This window comes from Zunongwangia sp. L-65, assembly GCF_056859415.1.
In genome coordinates this window covers 89,261-108,506 of record NZ_JBSXOK010000040.1, presented here as the reverse complement: position 1 = coordinate 108,506, position 19,246 = coordinate 89,261, and the positions used below count along the sequence as shown (strand labels likewise).

13 protein-coding genes are annotated in these 19,246 nt (G+C 36.2%); 10 read left to right on the top strand and 3 right to left on the bottom strand.

The genetic code is table 11. The features are described from left to right. The first annotated feature begins 152 nt into the window (after positions 1–152). The 4 genes from AC13DP_RS04360 to AC13DP_RS04345 all read left to right on the top strand — a co-directional run bounded on the left by AC13DP_RS04360 (position 153) and on the right by AC13DP_RS04345 (position 4,565). On the top strand, positions 153–596 hold the full coding sequence (locus AC13DP_RS04360) for a carboxypeptidase-like regulatory domain-containing protein (RefSeq protein WP_483067361.1): 444 nt from the start codon (positions 153–155) through the stop codon (positions 594–596). Positions 597–697: 101 nt separating this feature from the next. Then, positions 698–1,225 (top strand): hypothetical protein, encoded by a 528-nt coding sequence (locus AC13DP_RS04355; protein WP_347406238.1) that lies wholly within the window; start codon positions 698–700, stop codon positions 1,223–1,225. 106 nt (positions 1,226–1,331) lie between these two features. Beyond that, positions 1,332–3,752 carry a zinc-dependent metalloprotease gene (locus tag AC13DP_RS04350; protein WP_483067355.1) on the top strand — a complete coding sequence of 807 codons (2,421 nt, stop codon included), beginning with the start codon at positions 1,332–1,334 and terminating at the stop codon, positions 3,750–3,752. A 327-nt stretch (positions 3,753–4,079) separates the two neighbouring features. After that, entirely contained in the window at positions 4,080–4,565 is a 486-nt protein-coding gene (locus AC13DP_RS04345; RefSeq protein ID WP_013073094.1) for a hypothetical protein, read from the top strand. 102 nt (positions 4,566–4,667) lie between these two features. Here the strand turns inward: AC13DP_RS04345 and AC13DP_RS04340 are convergent, their stop codons facing one another. The 3 genes from AC13DP_RS04340 to AC13DP_RS04330 all read right to left on the bottom strand — a co-directional run bounded on the left by AC13DP_RS04340 (position 4,668) and on the right by AC13DP_RS04330 (position 6,992). Then, positions 4,668–5,780, bottom strand: coding sequence for a PAS domain-containing protein (locus AC13DP_RS04340; protein ID WP_228251626.1), 1,113 nt, complete (start codon positions 5,778–5,780; stop codon positions 4,668–4,670). 111 nt (positions 5,781–5,891) lie between these two features. Continuing rightward, positions 5,892–6,215 (bottom strand): hypothetical protein, encoded by a 324-nt coding sequence (locus tag AC13DP_RS04335; protein ID WP_013073092.1) that lies wholly within the window; start codon positions 6,213–6,215, stop codon positions 5,892–5,894. Between the two features lie 108 nt (positions 6,216–6,323). After that, a complete protein-coding gene (locus tag AC13DP_RS04330; RefSeq protein ID WP_483067354.1) occupies positions 6,324–6,992 on the bottom strand; it encodes a M15 family metallopeptidase in 669 nt (222 codons plus the stop codon). A gap of 72 nt (positions 6,993–7,064) precedes the next feature. Between AC13DP_RS04330 and AC13DP_RS04325 the strand changes: the two genes are divergently transcribed. The 6 genes from AC13DP_RS04325 (at position 7,065) to AC13DP_RS04300 (ending at position 19,201) form a co-directional block, all read left to right on the top strand. Continuing rightward, positions 7,065–7,853 carry an XRE family transcriptional regulator gene (locus tag AC13DP_RS04325; protein ID WP_013073090.1) on the top strand — a complete coding sequence of 263 codons (789 nt, stop codon included), beginning with the start codon at positions 7,065–7,067 and terminating at the stop codon, positions 7,851–7,853. Positions 7,854–7,915: 62 nt separating this feature from the next. Further along, positions 7,916–10,687 carry a helix-turn-helix and ligand-binding sensor domain-containing protein gene (locus AC13DP_RS04320; protein ID WP_483067353.1) on the top strand — a complete coding sequence of 924 codons (2,772 nt, stop codon included), beginning with the start codon at positions 7,916–7,918 and terminating at the stop codon, positions 10,685–10,687. A 240-nt stretch (positions 10,688–10,927) separates the two neighbouring features. Then, a complete protein-coding gene (locus tag AC13DP_RS04315) occupies positions 10,928–13,966 on the top strand; it encodes a SusC/RagA family TonB-linked outer membrane protein (RefSeq protein ID WP_228251623.1) in 3,039 nt (1,012 codons plus the stop codon). A 10-nt stretch (positions 13,967–13,976) separates the two neighbouring features. Continuing rightward, a complete protein-coding gene (locus tag AC13DP_RS04310) occupies positions 13,977–15,473 on the top strand; it encodes a RagB/SusD family nutrient uptake outer membrane protein (protein ID WP_041580092.1) in 1,497 nt (498 codons plus the stop codon). Positions 15,474–15,483: 10 nt separating this feature from the next. After that, positions 15,484–17,547: a hypothetical protein gene (locus AC13DP_RS04305; RefSeq protein ID WP_347406243.1), complete on the top strand. Its 2,064-nt coding sequence runs from the start codon at positions 15,484–15,486 to the stop codon at positions 17,545–17,547. Between the two features lie 4 nt (positions 17,548–17,551). Then, on the top strand, positions 17,552–19,201 hold the full coding sequence (locus AC13DP_RS04300) for a glycoside hydrolase family 16 protein (RefSeq protein ID WP_041580090.1): 1,650 nt from the start codon (positions 17,552–17,554) through the stop codon (positions 19,199–19,201). Positions 19,202–19,246: the final 45 nt, after the last annotated feature.

Genomic DNA, 19,246 nt, shown 5'->3' with positions numbered 1-19,246 from the left:
ATAGTTATCGAATATAGAAGTGTCAAATAGTTAAAAATACCACTTAAAAATAGCGAATTATAAGTTATTGGTGAAAATATCTTAATAATATGTAATAAATTTAATATGTTTTTTTTCCGAGGAATAATTGAGTTCATAAAACAAAGAGAGAAATTCGAGCTATTGTTTTAGATGCTGAGACTAAGAAACCATTAGAATTTGTAGATGTCTATAATGATCAAAATTATACATCTACTAATAGCGATGGGCATTTTGCATTCACAACCCATAGAGATATGATTAAGTTCAATAGATTGGGGTATGAACCTAAAAGCTTTTCAATTTCAGCCTTAAAGAATGATACTATTTATTTAAAGCAATCTGCCGAAAATTTGGATGAGGTTCATTTATTAGATCAAGATATTTATAAAAAGATGATCGATCACCTGGACGATAATTACTCTATACGTCCTTATAAAGAACGCTTTTTCTTGCGAGCGATGGTAGCAAAGGATGGGAATATCACTAAATTGGTAGATGTAAACGGAAAATTAGAACGGCAAAGACTATTGGGAGATCTAAAAAACAATGCACGACCTAAAAAAATTATACCTTAGAAATTGAGAATCTGAGAAAAGCAGAAATTAGAGAAGATGATATTGAATTTATATTTCCCTCTTTTGAAACCTATTTTGATCTTTCGACTTTAGTTATAAGTTTGGCCGATAGTACTAAAGCCGAATTAAAAAATTATGGTGATGGACTGGCAAAACTTCAGGTAAAGTCAAGTAAAAGCGATTCTGAAGCTTATCTTATTATCAATACGCAAACCTATGCCTTTGAAGAATGCTATATAAAAATGGATATGTCTGATGCTCAGTTTGAACCAAATCATAATACCCAGAGTCGTACAATATCAAATATTATTCATTCTTTCTACGATAGACTTCCCAATGGGAGTTATGTTTTATATAAAAGCACTCAACAAGCTGTTTTAGAATGTAAATATGAAAATAAGGTTTATAATTATGTACAGCGTATTAAATATTTAAGCAGTGATCATTTTTCAGATTTCGGTGTAAAAAGAAATGTTAGGGCAGATAAAGACATCTTCAAAGTAAAAACAAGATATGAGGATGAATTTTGGAATGATCAAAATCAATTATTGCTTACAGACGCCATGCAGGCATTTATTGAAAAAGTGAAAGCCGGTGATAGTGATTTCAAAATAAAATCAAATTTTTAAAAAGAGGGGGCATTAATTATAGATTCTTTAATTTATAATAATCATCGTTTCGGCTATTTATTCAATTTAGAAGCTTTCCTTATCTTGTGATCAAATTCAAAACTTCATGATTAAAAAAGTACTTGTAATGGGAGTGTTGGCAGCTTTAAGTGTAGGCTGTAAAACTTCGAACCCCATCGTTAAAGCTCCTGAAACTGAAAAGAAAGGTGATTTTAAACCCTACAACAAAGTAATTACCCCTGCAGCAATATCAGATAAAGGATTGTTTACTACCCATAGGGTAGATGATAAACTTTATTTTGAAATTCCTGATTCTCTTTTTAATAAGGATTTGTTATGGGTGAGCAGGATCGCTAAAGTCCCTTCGGGATATGGTGGTGGTTATATAAATGCCGGTTCTAAAGTAAATGAACAGGTGGTACGTTGGAATAAACGGGGTAAAAATGTAGATATTAAGGTGATGAGTTTTGAAAACCAGAGCAACGAAGAGTCACCAATCTATAAATCTGTACAAGCCAATAATTTTGAACCTATTCTGTACAGTGCTAAAATCGAAACCATGAAGGCAGACAGTAGTGCTTATGTGGTTGATGTTACCGGGTTATTTGAAGATGAGGTGGCGGCTATTAATGGGATGAATGCTTCTTACAGAAAAAGATATAAAGTAAAACGTTTTGATAAAAGTAGATCTTATATCGATGAAGTTCATTCTTTTCCTCAAAATGTTGAAGTAAGGCATGTAATGACCTATGAAGCTGAAACGCCACCGGAAAGAGGACAGGCCGGGACTATTTCTATATTAATGAATCAATCTATGGTGTTGCTGCCTGAGGATAAAATGATGCCCCGAATTGCAGATTATCGCGTAGGATGGTTTACGATCGGGAAATATGATTATGATTCAGAGGCTTTAAAATCTGATGATTACCAGATTATCAGAAAATGGAGGCTGATTCCTAAAGATATAGAAGCCTATAAAAATGGCGAGCTGGTGGAACCGGTAAAGCCCATTGTTTATTATTTGGATCCCGCAACCCCCAAGCGCTGGAGGCCGTATTTTAAACAAGGAATCGAAGATTGGAATAAAGCTTTTGAAACCGCAGGTTTTAAAAATGCAATTATAGCCAAGGATCCTCCTACTAAAGAAGAAGATCCAGATTTTAGTCCAGAGGATGTAAGATACTCCGTAGTTCGTTATGTTGCCAGTACTACCCGTAATGCGGTAGGGCCATCTGTTGTAGATCCCAGAACAGGTGAAATTATTGAAAGTGATATTATTTGGTACCATAATCATTTACGCTCTTACAGAAATAGGTTTATGATCGAGGCAGGAGCCCAAAATCCAAATGCCCGTACATTAGATACTCCAGAAGAAGAAATAGGAGAGATGATGCGAATGGTTATTGCCCATGAAGTAGGTCATGCTTTAGGACTACCTCATAATATGAAAGCCAGTGCTGCTTATCCTACAGATTCTCTACGCTCAGCGGAGTTTACTCAAAAATACGGTCTTACACCATCGATAATGGATTACGCCAGGGTAAATTATGTAGCCCAGCCAGAAGATAAAGGGGTGCGCTATATAAGAATGATGGGGCCTTACGATTTGTATGCTATTAATTGGGGCTATCGTTACTTGCCTGACGCTGATACTCCTGATGATGAAAAAGAAAAACTGGATCAATGGATTCTTGAAAAAGCAGGGGATCCAGTGTATGAATTTGGTGGAGGTTACGGTGGTTTTGATCCGCAGGCCCAACGAGAAAGTTTAGGTAAAGATCAGGTAAAAGCCAGTGAATATGGCTTGGCTAATATGAAGAAAGTAGTACCTAATTTAATAGAATGGACTACAAAGGATGGTTATGCTTACGATGAGTTGGAAGAGGTTTATGGTGAGCTTATTAGCCTTTGGAGAGGATATCTTTACCATGTTGTTACTAATGTGGGGGGAGTTTATGAAACGCGGAAAACTTCAGATCAGGAAGGTACCATTTATACACCGGTCCCAGATGACATTCAAAAAAATGCCGTACAGTTTTTAAATGAAAATGCTTTTACCACTCCAGATTGGTTATTAAATAAGGATATTTTAGATCGTATTGAATCGAGTGGAGCGATAGCGCGGGTACAAAATCTGCAATCCAGGGTTTTAAATTATTTGCTGAATGAAGACCGCTTAATGCGAATGATCGAGAACGAACAATTGCACGATAGCGATTATGCGGTTGTGGAATTATTAGAAGATTTACGTAAGGGTATTTTTTCCGAATTGTATAACGGACAAAAGGTTGATGCTTACCGAAGAAACCTACAGCGCGCGTATGTAGATGTAGCGATTGGGTATTTAAATAATATAGAAGCAGATAATAAAGTTGCTGGTACAGATATTATCGCTTTAATGAGGGGAGAGTTAGAAAGCTTAAAATCGCAGTTGCAACGTATGCAATATTCAACTTCAGATCGTTTAAGCAGATATCATTATAAAGATTTAATAGCGAGAATTGATCGAGTTTTTTCTGATGACTAGCAGTTGATATGTGAATTTTATCGATAAAAAACCTCCTTCTTGGAGGTTTTTTTGTGCCTTTAATCGATGTTTGAGATCATGTTTACTGTTTTTTGTCGTTTTTGATAGACTTTAAAGCATTATTTAAGAAGGTAAATTCTTACTTTTAAACTAGTTTAATTGCATGATATTTTAATTTTTGTAATATACTACCTACAAAAATGTGTTAAATTGGGTTTTTTTAGGATCTAAGGTGTATTTCGTCGTTTATTGATGTTTTTTGAACGTTCTTTTTTGTTAATTTTACTTCATCGAAATAACTGAAATTTAAAATCTTAATAGAATCGTATGAAATCAAAATTACTTTTAGGGATCTTAGGAGCTTTTTTAGCAATTGGATGCAGTCATGAAAGACCAGGAGCAGATACATTTAATTTAGATGTTGCCTTTGAGATTACTTTGCAAAATGAATCAGGAGAAAATCTATTAGATCCTAGAACGGAAGGAGCAATCAATCCGGAAGATGTAAAGTTATATTATGTAGAGGGAGGAAAAGCTCAGGAGGTTTATGACGAAACGAGCGATTTACCAAAAAGCTTTATGGTTTTTCGAAGCGGGGATTCTTACAGAATGAGAATTATTCAAAATCCGTCAAAAACCGAAGATCGTCCGTTAACGTTAATTCAGTGGAATGAAACAGATGTGGATACTATTCAAAGTGAATATTTAAAAGGCGATCGTTATATTATTCAGGATAAAATATATTATAATGGTAAATTAAGCTGGTCTACCGGCGACAGTTTTGAGCCTTATTTTGCAGTAGTAAAAAATTAAGTATTTCAAGAATTCTTTAAGATTAAAATAAAAAAAATCGCCTTATGTAAGTAAGGCGATTTTTTTATGTAAAATATTGATGGGCTATCTTTTTTCTATGTATTAATAGATGTCTTTAAAACTTGTTTTGATTTTCTGGTAGTTTTCGTTAAGCCCTTGGATCTCCTCGTCGATTTCTTCAGATACAATTTTGATATACTTGATGATTTTCCTGTTGTTTAGCATATCACTATCATCAGAAACTTCTAATAAGTTAATTAATCCTAGCATATTGGCTATAGGGCGACGCATAATATGAGAGATATCGAAAATGATCTTTTCGATTAACTCCAGGTAATTTTTTTTATCGGTTACATCTCTAAAACTTCCATACCAGACAATTTTACGACCCGGGAAGCTATCAGGGAATGCTCTGGATTGATGCCACGAGATAGTTCCGTCTGGATTTAAGATTCTATAGGTAATATCCCAGTCTTTTTTATGCCTCACAGCATCGATAAAAGTATTTTCTACCATCATACGATCTTCCTGGTGTATAAAATTTAATGCTTTAAAAGGATGAGTTTTAAAATCTTCTGTATCCAGGTGCGGCAGTAAATCCTTTATAGTTTCATTAATATAGGTAAAATGAATACGTTTATCATCATTCACTTCAAGCTGAAAAAGGGCATCCAGAGAATGATTACTCAGTTTATTGAACTTCGAAATGCTATTTTTAAGGAGGTTGTTTTGCTGAATATGTTCCTTTTTATGTTCTAAATAATCGATAGTTTGTTTAGCTAAAATCTTAAGTGCCTTTATTTGTAAGTTAGTTAAATCTCTATCTTTTGTGTCGATAACGCACAAAGTGCCCAAAGTAATTCCCCCAGCGGTAGTTAAAGGTGCACCCGCGTAAAAGCGAAGATTTGGATAGCCCAAAACGAGTGGATTATTTTTAAACCGAATATCTTCTAATGGATTTTTTACAATAAAGATTTCATCCGGTTGTTTTATGGCATATTTACAAAAAGAATCTTCTATGGGAGTCTCTGCTATATTAAGGCCAATTTTAGATTTAAAGCACTGTTTCTCCAGGCCAACAAAACTGATTAAAGAAATAGGAGTATCACATATAGCCGCTGCCATTTGTGTTAATTCATCTAAAATTTTTTCTGAGGTTTTATCTTTAAACTTAAAACTGCTTAAAACCTCCTGGCGAAGTAGCTCTTCTTCCATTTTACTGTAAACCATTAACTGCGGTAAAATAGAAAAAATAATGTATGAAAATTAAAGAAAATAGAATTTTCTAATAAAAAGTAAAAAATAAGGGATAAAAATGAATATTTATTAACCTGCTTTGTTTAGTACAGCTTTTTTATTTGGAAAATTGAAAAAATCTTCTTCCGCTTCCTCAGCTTTTATAAGTACAAATTCTGATGGAGAAGTAGGAGTTCGTTTAAAACTGATCTTAATCTTATAATTAAGCGTTCGATCCTGGGTATAAAAAGCACCTGTTTTTTTGTCAAAGCCACCTTCTGTGGTACAGCAAATACTAATAATCTGGTATTGCTGAACTTTTTGAAGAATTTGAAGATCCAGATTCTTTAATTCGTAGCTGTCTTTTAATTGCTGTAATCGGTTTTGTAATCTTAGGGATTTGAGGTTTTCCATATTTTGATTGATTTTTCACAAAATTAATCGACTATAATTTTAAATTATTATAATCATTTTTAAATATAAGGTTAAAAATCAATAAATTATAAGGTGTTTTGTTAAAGCTTATTTAATAGTAAAGTTAAAGTATGTATCAGGATAAGGTTCGTTTCTTAGAGTGTAGTGCCACCATTCTTCACTATATGGCCTAAAACCATAAGTACTCATTATAGATTTTAAATATAACCTATTAGCTTTTTGCTTTTCAGTTATATTCATAAAGTTATGATGTGAACGCTCCCCAAAAAAATCGTAGGAGCCTCCCATATCAACCTCTTCTAAACTTTCGGCATCTATGATAGTCAGATCTACAGTACTGCCTCTGGAATGTCCAGATCGAGTGGCAATGTAACCCAGGTTAAAGAGATTGCTTTTCTTTTTTTCGGGATAAAATTCAGCTTTAGTAAGTGTATCTTCCGCGATACCGGCCCATTCTATAAAGCTATTTACGGCTCTTTGTGGACGGTAGGCATCAAAAATTTTTAAGCAATAGCCATCATTTTCCAGTTTTTGCTGGATTTTTTGCAGGGCTAACGCAGCTTCTTTGGTTAGAATTATTTTTTCGGCTTCATAACCAGGTACAGGTTTACCGGTGAAGTTATTACTACCAAGATAACGCAATTCAATCTGGATGTCTGGAATAATATCATTCAAATAAACAAAACCGTCGGGTAACTGAGGGTAAGAAAATTGGAAAAAAAATAAGGAACAAATAATGAATATTTTCTTTAGCATAAAAATGTTTTATCAGTAGGAATTAGTCCAAATAATTTGCATCTTGCATGGAATATTTCCTAATAATGAGTTATGGCAGCATCTTCAATCGAAATTAAGCATTTTAAAGAAGTAAGAGAAGAAAATAATTTTACTCAGGCCGAATTTGCGGAAATTTTAGGAATAAAAAATTCTACGGCAGATATTGAGCGGGGTAGAACTAAACTTTCCGGAAAAGTAGTTTCTGAATTATTACGACAATTCGGTATTAATCCACTTTGGTTATTTGGGGATAGTGGGCAAAAATACCTGAAGATTTCTAAAGGGGACGTAAGCCCAAAAGTAGTTACGGTAGATAGAAATACCGATAATGAAAATATCGTAATGGTGAACCAAAAAGCGGCTGCCGGGTATCCCCATAATGTTCAGGATGTAGAATGGTATACTCAATTACCGGCTTTCGAAATCCCGTTGCCCGAATTTAGAAACGCCAGTTATCGTGGTTTTCAGGTAGAAGGGGACAGTATGCTCCCTAATTATCGTCCTGGCGAATGGGTGATGGCTAAAGGTATTGCGGGTATGGAAGAAGTAAATAATAATCGCGTTTATGTAGTGGTGATGTACGATTCTGTTTTGATTAAGAAAATACAGCGACTTCCAGATCCTTCTAAGCTCTTGCTTATTTCTTTAAATGAAGAATATTTACCTATAGAAGTGAAACTTGGGGACATTCAAGAGTTGTGGCAGGTAAACAGTAAGCTAACTTTTAATATAGATAATCCTTCAGAAAATGGCTTGTTTCAGCAATTACAGCAGTCCATGGAGGATTTAAAAAAGGAGTTGCGACAATTTAAAAACAATAATTCTCCAAAAATTTCCTAGGGAGGCATACGCTTTTTATTGTAGTTTTAGCAGAATTGATATTTTTACCAAAAGCTATTATTATGCGTTGGTTAGTTCTGTTAATTTTATTTCTTCCGTCTTTATCCAAAAGTCAGGAACTTCCCCCAATTACCAATTTTGATACTAAAGTTTATAATGGAGGAAACCAGAACTGGATGATAAGCCAGGCAGAGAATGATTGGATGTATTTCGCTAATAATTCAGGCTTATTGTCTTTTAATGGTGAACAATGGAATCTGCATAAAATGAAAGCGGGTAGTCCCGTGCGTTCTGTGAAAGTGGTGGATAGCTTAATCTTTACAGGTGCTTATATGGATTTTGGGTATTGGCAAAAGAATTCTTTTGGAGCACTAAATTATACCTCACTTTTAGAAAAATTACCTACAGGGATACGGGATGGTGAGCAGATCTGGCATATTGAGAAGTTTGGGGATTATATCGTTTTTCAAAGTCTTAGCAGATTGTTTAGCTACCACATCCAAAATGGGACGATCAATGTGATCGATCTTGGTAAGACGATAGCAAATCTTTATAAATCTGGTAATACCGTTTACTTTCAGGTGGCCGAAGATGGGTTATATTCCATAAAAAGTGGAGGTATACAAAAGGAAGTCGGTTTTAATCAAACCGGGGCCAAAGCAATTATTCAGGTTTTTCATTGGAATGATCAAAAAGTAGCGGTAACCCGTGATGATGGCTTATTTGCTTTTACACAGTCTAATTGGGAAAAAATTTCTATCCCAAATTATCCAATGTCCTCCAGTTTTTTTAGTGCAAGGTATACCGATGATAATATGCTGGTGCTGGGCAGTATTGGAGATGGCTTATTTATTCTGAATTTACTAAGCGGTGATTTGCAGCAAATCGTTCAGCCCGATATCCTTAATAATACGGTTTTGTCTTTATTTGAAGATGATGCAGGGCATATTTGGTGCGGATTGGATAATGGGATAAGCCTAATAGAAAAAGACAGTCAATTTTCTGTATTCTCAGACATTACAGGCAAGCTTGGTACCGTTTATTGTAGTGTGATGTACCAGGATCAGTTATATCTTGGCACTAACCAGGGGCTGTACATGCGGGATCAAACATCTAATAGTTTCGAGCTAATTGAAGGAACCAGCGGACAGGTATGGAGTTTACAAGAGTATGATGATCAACTTTTTATTGGTCACGATCGCGGTACTTTTATTCTAAAAAATAAGAACTTGAACTATATTTTTGATGGCTTGGGTACCTGGCAGGTGATTCCTTTTGATGGTGGGTTTCTACAGGGGCATTATAATGGTTTAAGCTATTTTAAAGAAGGCCAAAGTTTTAATAATATCTCTTATTTGGATGGTTTTAATCTTTCTTCCAGAAATATTCTGAATGAAAACGATAAAGAAATATGGGTAGGTCATGATCATAAAGGTATCTTTAGATTGAGACCAGATCTCTCCAGTTCTAAAATCGAAATTGTAAAAAATTACCCGGTAGATTATAAAGATGCCTCTGGCATTAAACTTTTCCGGTTTAACAATGATATTTATTACGCTACCGCACATACCATTTTTAAATATGATGCGGTTTTGGATGCATTTACTGCTGAGAATAAGCTACAGCAGGCATTTAATAATTTGAGTAGAAGTACCGGTATTTCTGAAATTACCCCTGATGGGAAATGGTGGACTTTTGCAGAAAGTGAGATCTATTATACCGTAAAGGATGCTTTTCAGGATGGTATGAATGTATCCGCCGTCCCACTTTCTTATGAATTCAGGAATATTTCCAGCGGTTTTGAAAATCTATCCCAAATTGGTGAAAATCAATATCTGGTGGGAAGCAATCATGGGTATGCTATATTTAATACACCTTTTACACTAAATAAGATATCTGAATTAGAAATTAATAGGATTGAAATCGCAGATAAAGGTCTGGATTTTGAATTAATCGATAAGAAGCAACGACATCCAGAATTTAAGAATTCGGAAAATTATTTCAATTTTTATTTTAATACACCCGTATACCAGAAGTTTGCTAATGTAACTTATAGCTACCGGATCAAGGGATTCACAGATGTATGGACGCCATTTAGATCCTCGAGTATGGCTTCTTTCGAGAATTTACCTTACGGGGATTATGAATTTCAGGTGAGAGCAAGATATAATACTAAAGATATTAAGGAGAAAACCTATGCGTTTGCTATAGAAAAACCCTGGTTTTTATCAAACTTTGCCATCTTTATCTATGTTGTATTACTGGTCGTTATCATTGTTATTACTCATCATTTTTACACCCGATATTATAATAAAAGGCATGCACAAATGATTAAGGTGCAACAAAAGAAAGCTGAAATGCAACAGCTTGAAGCGCAGCAGGAGATCATGAAACTTAAAAATGAACAATTGGAAGCAGATGTGTCTTCTAAAAATAGGGAATTGGCAGCTTCTACTATGAGTATTATCCGTAAGAGTGAGGTTTTAAATCAGATTAAAGACGAGCTTACTTCCATAAAAAAATTAGATGATATTCAATCAGTGTTGAAAACCGTGGATTCAAATATCAATGAAGAGGATAACTGGAAATTTTTTAAAGAAGCTTTTGATAATGCCGATAAAGATTTTTTACAAACGGTAAAATCCAGACATCCTAATCTAACTTCAAATGATTTAAAATTGTGTGCTTACTTGCGACTGAATTTATCCTCAAAAGAAATTGCTCCCCTTTTAAATATTTCAGTAAGAAGTGTAGAGATTAAACGATATCGTTTGAGAAAAAAGATGGATTTAGCTCACGAAGAAGGGTTGGTAGAATACATCCTAAGTTTCTAATTCCTTTACAAGTTTAAAATTTACCTCAACATTACCTCAACATTTTTGTAAAAATCTCATTTATGGTAAGTTAATCTATCATTTTTAAATCCTTTTGAAACATCATTTTCACCACGTTTTATTAGCATATTCTCAATTTTAACACTAAAAATTTATAATGTATACTTTTTGTAAGGGTTATAAATTCGTGTTAAGCTTTTATTAAATACTAATTTGCGTACTAAACAAAACAATCAACAAATGAATAAAGTACTGTTACTTATTTTATTTTGTATGCTTTCATTTGGCATACATGCTCAAACGTTTTCGGTTTCGGGTACAGTTTCAGAAGATGAAACACAAATGCCACTACCCGGAGTAAATGTTGTAGTGAAAGGAACTACAAATGGAGTGACTACCGATTTTGACGGTAATTATTCCATAAATGATGTTTCTCAAGGAGATGTGCTTGTATTTTCTTTTATAGGTTATACAAGTAAGGAAGTGAAAATTACCAACCAGGATGCTATAGATGTCATCTTAAGTGTCGATTCCCAGGCATTAGATGAAGTTTTGGTAATTGGTTATGGAGAGCAAAAGAAAAGGGATATTACCGGAGCGGTTTCTAACGTAGGCGCTGAAACAATTTCTAAATTAGAGCCGGTAAATGCTGCCCAGGCATTACAGGGAACAACCTCTGGGGTGAACGTTACCCCAACCGGAGGTTCTCCCGGAGCTGAATCCAATATCAGGATTCGAGGAATTTCTACAAACGGGCAGAACAAACCACTTATTATTCTGGATGGTTTTCAATATGAAGGAGGATTAAATAGCATTAACCCTCAGGATATTCAAAACATTACCGTTCTTAAAGATGCTCAGGCAGCTATTTATGGTACTATTGGTGCAAACGGTGTGATTCTGGTAACGACTAAAGCCGGTAAGAAAAACCAAAAAGCTAAAGTTTCTTACGAGGGTTATACCGGTATCCAGGAAACAACCAGAAAATTACCGGTATTAAATGCTACAGAATACGCGTTGATCTTAAATGAGAGTTACGCCAATGCTGGGCAGGCATTACCTTTTTCCAATATTAGTGATCTTGGTGCAGGTACAGACTGGCAGGACGAGGTATTTCAAGAAGCTTTGGTAACCAGCCATAACCTTTCGGTCGTAGGAGGTGAAGAAAAAATCACCTATTCTATCGGTGCTTCAAATCTAAAGCAGGAAGGTATTATTTCTCCTGAAAAATCACAGTTTGAACGTAGTACGGCAAAAATCACCTTAAACGCTGATCTTACGGATAAACTGAATCTGCAAACGAAATTATTTTATAATAGTACAGAGAGTAGTACGGTAAATAGTTTTAGTTTAGGTTCTGTGTTATTTAATGCTGCTAACATTGCACCAACTATAGATCCTTCTGTTAGCAATCTTGATGGGCAAATTAATTTGGGGAATGAGGTGGTAAACCCGTTAACTCAATTAGATAATACATATAATAAATATATTACTAACCGTTTAAGCGGTACGGTACAGGCAAGTTTAGATTATGCCAGGAATTTAAATTTACAGGCACGTATAGGTTTTAATACCAGCAATACTAAAAACCGGGATTTTACCCCGCTGTTTAACTATGGTACCGGGAAGATTTATACCAATGCAAATAGCTCGGTTACGCTGGGTAAGATTAATGATAATGATTATACATTCGATCTTTTTAATACCTACGAAAATACTTTCGGAGATGATCACGATGTAACTTTCCTTATCGGTATGACAGCTTATGAAACCAATGGCGAAGGTCTTTATGGATCCAGAACCGGGGTACAGGCCAATAGCTGGAAATTTGCAGATTTAAGTAGTGCTAACGGTACTGGAGAAGAACAAACAAACTCTTCGTATGCTTATAAGCTTAGAAGATTATCTTATTTTGGAAGAATTCAATATGCTTTTCAGGATAAGTATTTATTATCTGCGATGTTACGTCGTGATAGTTCAACCAAATTTGGACCTAACAATCGTGTTGCGTATTTCCCATCAGCAACTGCAGGTTGGGTAATTTCAGAAGAAAATTTCTTTAACGAAGATGGTTTCCTTAATTTCTTAAAACTACGCGGTAGTTACGGTATTTTAGGTAACGATCAGATTCCGGATTTTGGTTATTTAGCGTTATTAGGAGGAGAAGCAACCTATGTTCTTGGTCAGGACCAGCTATTAGTAAACGGTCGAGCGTTAGGACAGTTAGCTAATCCAGATTTACAGTGGGAAGAAGCGAAAAAGTTTGATGTTGGTTTAGATGCTAACTTCTTAAATAGCAAATTCGAATTCACTGTAGATTATTTTATTAATAATCGTGATAATCTGTTAATCTCTAATATTCCGGTTTCAGGAATTTATGGAGTGGGAGCACCTGCTTCAGGTAGTCCTACAATTAACGCGGGATCTGTTAGAAACTCAGGTTGGGAATTTGCCTTAAGCTATAGCAACAACTTTAGCGATGATTTCTCTTTCAATACCTCATTCAACATAAGTACTTTAGAAAATGAGGTGACTCAGGTTAACGGAACCGAGTTTATTGAAGGAGGGAACTTTGGTGTAGGGCAGCCTCTGATCTCCAGAATGGAAGAAGGAAAACCAATAGGTTATTTCTACGGTTATCAAACCGATGGAATTTTCCAGACTCAGGCTGAGGTAGATGCACATCCGTCGCAATTAGCATTGGGGGCAGAAGCTATGCCGGGAGATATTAGATATAAAGATCTAAATGGAGACGGAGTCATAGATAATAAAGACCGTACCGATCTTGGTAATCCAATCCCAAAAGTAACCTTAGGTTTCAATTTAGGGTTTAATTTTAAGAATTTCGATTTCGCAACCTATATGTTCTCTAATCTTGGGAACGACATTGTACGTAATTACGAAAGAGATCAGCCTAACGTAAACAAAATGAGTTACGTGCTGGATCGTTGGACGGGTGCGGGAACAAGCAATACGGTGCCAAGAGTGACTACGGCAGCTACTGCTAATAAGGTATTCTCAGATTTCTATATAGAGGATGGTTCTTTTGCGAGAATCCAAACTGTGAGCCTTGGATATACTATTCCGTCTGAATTTACACAGAAGGTATCTATCGATAAGTTTAGGATCTATGGAAAAGTGGATAATGTGTACACATTTACCGAATATTCAGGATACGATCCAACTGCTTCAACAGGTGCGCCAATAGGTGGAGGAATCGATTTAGGATTCTATCCTTTGCCAAGAACATATATGTTAGGTGTAAATCTTGAATTTTAAAAAAATGATGATGAAGATAAATATCAAAAGAAATATAATTTTGGCAGCAATTGCCGCTTCGCTGGGAATTACCTCCTGCGGGGATGATTTTGTAGAAGTAGATCCTCCGTATGGAATTAACTCTGATTCCTACTTCACTGCAGAAGATGATTATTACAATGCATTAATAGGAACGTATGATATTTTACAAAGTACCTATGCGAATGTAATCCTGGGTGAGATCGCCTCGGATAATGCTCATGCCGGCGGGGAAAGTGCAACAGATGTGATTGGCTGGCAACAGGTAGATCGTATGCAACATACTCCGGTAAACGATAACCTTGACGATATTTGGGACTGGAATTTTGCGGGAGTATACCGTGCCAGTTTTATGTTGGAAAATGCCGATAATATCGATTTTGAAGGTAAATCTCAATTATTAGCGGAAGCCCATTTTTTAAGAGCCTATTTTAATTTTGAGTTACTAAAATGGTTTGGCCCCATTCCTATTAAACCTGAAGGTAGATTTACGTTAGGGGAAGCAAAAACAATTCCTAGATCATCAAAAGCTGAAGTTTATGCACTGATCGAACAGGATTTAACCTATGCCGAAGAAAATTTAGCGGTAAATGCTCCCGAAGTTGGTCGTGTTACCAAAGGTGCAGCGCAGGCTTTATTGGGGAAAGTTTATTTATATCAGGATAAATTTTCTGAAGCTGCGACCGAACTTCAAAAAGTGATCAATTCTGGTAAATATCATCTTTATGGTACTCAGGGTGATGAAGATTACGCTAACCTGTTCGAGTATTCCGCAGAGAATAGTGCAGAATCAGTTTTCGAAATTCAATATACCGGTACTGAGGGGGCTGGATTTGGATGTTTACAGTGTAGCGAAGGTAATGTAATGGTTGGTTTTAGCGGAATTAGAGGTTATGCCGGTCCTGTTTTTGAATCGGGTTACGGCTTTAACCTACCTACAGAAGAAGCATACAATTCTTTCGAATCTGGAGATGCCAGACAGGAGGTAAGCTTACTTGATATCGAAGCCTGGGCTGCAGAAACCGGAGCCACTTACAATATAGGTAATCAGGATGAGGTTACCGGACATACCGGTTATTATAACCGTAAATATTTGCCAAGACAAAACGATAACCTTGGTGATGCCAATTTAACGCAACCAAATAATTACAGAGCGATTAGATATGCAGATGTATTGTTAATGGCAGCAGAGGCTTTAAACCGTGGCGGTATTGATGATGCCCAGGCGAGAGCTTATTTAAATATGGTTAGGGATCGTGCCGGTTTAGCACCGGTAGATGATAGCGGTACAAGTCTTACTGAACAAATTTATATGGATAGAAGGTCTGAAATGATAGGAGAAGGCCACCGATTCTTTGATTTGGTAAGAACAGGTAGAGCCGAACAGTTTATCGATGGATTTACTACTGGTAAAAATGAAGTGTTCCCTATTCCATTAGAAGAAATACAATTTGCTCAGGGTAACTGGGATCAAAACGCTGGTTATTAAAATATAAATTATGAAGAATTATATTACATCAATAATAGCATGCTTCTCTATTCTTTTTGTTATCTCATGTTCAGATGATGATAGTTTAGAAAGTGTAGATATCGCAATACCATCAGATATTTCTGCCAAGTTTACAATAAAGCAGGATAATTCTGGTGAGGTAAGCATATTCCCGTCGGCAAATGGCGCAAATATGTTTAGTGTGGATTTTGGAGACGGCAGTGAAGTTTCCGATGAATTTACTTCGGGTAACCATGTAGAACATACCTATGCTGAAGGGCAATATGATGTTACTATTTATGCGATGAATTTAAATGGCGAAGTTGCCGAAGCTTCGCAATCTTTAAATGTATCCTTCCTCGCTCCAGAAAATTTAGAAGTAGTCATCACTAAAGATCAGTCGAATCCTTTTAAGGTAAGCGTTACGGCAGCTGCAGAGAATGCTGCTGGTTACGAGGTTTATTTTGGGGAAGATACAGATGATCAGCCAACAATGATTATGGAAGGCGAGACTGCTGAATATGAATATGGGAATATAGGTACGTACACCATTCGTGTTGTAGCTTTAAGTGGAGGAGCTGAAACTACAGAATATACTGAAGAAGTTACGATTGTAGATCCTTTACTGTTGCCAATCGATTTTGAATCACAAACCGTAGCTTACAACTTCTATAATTTTGGCGGAGGAGCCCCTACAGTTTCTGTAGTTGCTAATCCCGCACCAAATGAGGTGAACGAAAGTGCTACTGTAGCTTCATATACCAAGCCATCAGGTTCTGAAACCTGGGCGGGAACTTCCACTACTTTAAACGAAAATATCGATTTTAGTAGTACTACGTACATTGCTATGGATGTTTATTCTCCAAAAGCAGGTATTCCGGTATTATTTAAGGTTGAAAATTCAGCGAATTCAGATATCAATGCTGAAGTGACTACAATGACGACTAAAGAAAATGAATGGGAAACATTGATTTTTGATCTTTCAGCAATCGATCCTTCACAAACTTATAGTGTTATCGCATTGTTCTTTGATTATAATACCTCTGGTAACGACAATACGTATTACTTCGACAATATTAGATTAGCAAATCCTACGATAGTAGAGTTGCCGGTAACTTTTGAAGGTAATGCAAATGCATATCAATTTTTCGAATTTGGAGGGGCGCCAACCGCTCTTGTTACAAATCCAGATATGAGCGACGCTAATCCTAGCGAAACTGTAGCTAAAATGACTAAAACACAAGGATCTGAAATTTGGGCGGGTGCTTATTTCGATTTGGATAATGCGGTAGATTTTACCAAAGACGATCAGTTAAGTTTAAAAGTTTGGTCACCAGAAGCAGGTATTCCGGTAACTTTAAAATTTGAAGACCCAAGTGACGGTGATATAGCTTTCGAAGTCAATGCGACCGTAACTGAAGCCAATACCTGGCAAACATTAACTTTTGACTTTAGTGAGGCAGATGCAAATCAAAATTGGAAACGCGCTATTGTTTTTATGGATTTAAATACTGCAGGAAAAGGATTAGATTATTATTTTGATGATCTTTCTTATGTAAGCGATCAGCCAATGACGGCTCCAAAACTTCCATTAACTTTCGATTCAGTTTTGGTAGATTATAGCTGGTCTGGATTTGGGAGCGCAAATGCAACTGTTATCGAAAATCCGGATGCTTCTGGAATTAATACCAGCACAAAAGTAACCGAGCTTGTGAAGAATGACGGAGCAGAAACCTGGGCCGGTGTTTCCCAACGTTTGGGTGGAGCAATAGACTTTAGCAAGGGGACAACGATCTCTATAAAAACCTGGTCACCTAAAACAGGAGCAACGATTCTATTGAAATTAGAAAATTCTAAGTCAGAACCAGATGCTAATGGCAATCCATCAGTGATAGCAGAGGTACAGCAAACAACCACTGTAGCAAACGCGTGGGAAGAACTTGATTTTGATCTTACAAGTTTTGGAGCCTTTGATCCTAATGCCGGTTATGATACCGTGGTTGTTTTTTATGGCTTCGGAAACACAGAAGGTGGTACGTTCTACTTTGATGATATTCAAATTAAAAATGACTAAAAAAATGAAGAATTTTAAATATATACTAGGCCTTATGATCATTCTTGGTAGCTTTTTACAAAGCTGCCAGGATGATGATCACGACTTTGGAGAAGTCGTGGCGCCTTCAAATCTTTCTTTAGAAGCAACTATTGTAAATGCAGATGCCGATAATCCTTATGGAGATGGTAGCGGGCAGGTGCAGTTTATGGCTTCAGCAGATAATGCAATAAATTATAAATTCGCCTTTGGAGATAATACTTCAACAAACGTATCTAACGGTAATGTAATGCACTCGTTTACGTCAACCGGAGTAAATGAGTATATAGTGACTGTAATTGCTACCGGTACGGGTGGTACTTCATCATCAATGACAACAAGCGTAACAGTTTTTAGCGAATTTGATGATCCAGAAACTAAATCGTTGCTTACAGGAGACGATTCTAAAACATGGTATGTTGCAGCAGCTTTGCCATCGCACTTAGCGCTTGGACCAATCGATGTTAAAACATCAGATTGGTATAATGCTGCTCCTTTTGAGAAGAAAGACGAATGTATTTATGATGATAGTATGACCTTTAGTCTTGATGAAAACGGAAATATTTTATACGAACTGGATAATAATGGAGCTACGTTTTTTAATACCAATTCATTAAATGCCGCTGGAGGAACTAATGGAACTGGGGATCAATGTTTCGATTATGATACTTCGGGAGTTAAAAATGTAAGTCTTTCTGCAGCACCAACTATTTATCCGGAAGATGAAACCACTGGAACCCAAATGATGATTTCAGATGGAGGTTTCTTAAGTTATTATTTAGGAACCAGTACGTATGAGATTCTGGAAATTACTGAAGATTATATGCAGGTTAGAACACAATCTGGAGGAAATGCTGCAGAAGCATGGTATTTAAAACTTACTACTGATCCTGAAGGTGGAGCAGGTGGCGGAAATAATTCTGCCGAAGGAAAAGAGCTGGAAACTGAATTCGAAAACCTGGTGTGGGAAGAAGAATTTGATGGGAATGCGCTAGACGCCGATAGCTGGAATATTGAAACCGGTAATGGTGACAATGGCTGGGGAAATAACGAAAAACAGTATTATACAGCAGATAATGCAGTGGTAAGTGATGGTAGCTTAAAGATCAATGCGATTGCTGAAAGTACGAATGGCTTTGATTATTCTTCTGCAAGAATTACTACAATGGATAAGCAGGAATTTAAGTACGGTAGAGTAGAGGTAAGAGCTAAACTTCCAGGTGCAGCAGGTACATGGCCTGCGATTTGGATGCTAGGATCAAATTTTGCCGAGGTAAACTGGCCTGCTTCCGGAGAGATTGATATTATGGAGCATGTAGGTAATGATCTTGGTCATGTGTTAGGAACACTTCATATGCCCGGGAACTCAGGCGGAGACGGAATTTCTAAAGGGACTGAAGTTGAAAATGTAGATTCAGAATTCCATACCTATACTTTGGAATGGACGGCAGATCATATTCTTTTTGCTGTAGATGATATCGTATTTCATGAATATAAAAACAGTGCAGATACACCGTTTAATCAGCCGTTTTTCTTAATTCTAAATGTTGCCATGGGTGGTAACCTAGGAGGAGATATAGACCCTAATTTCAGTGAAGATACCATGGAAGTAGATTATGTGAAAGTTTATCAATAAATCATAACACATAATATCGGATTAACTTTTAATAAAATAGGGGTT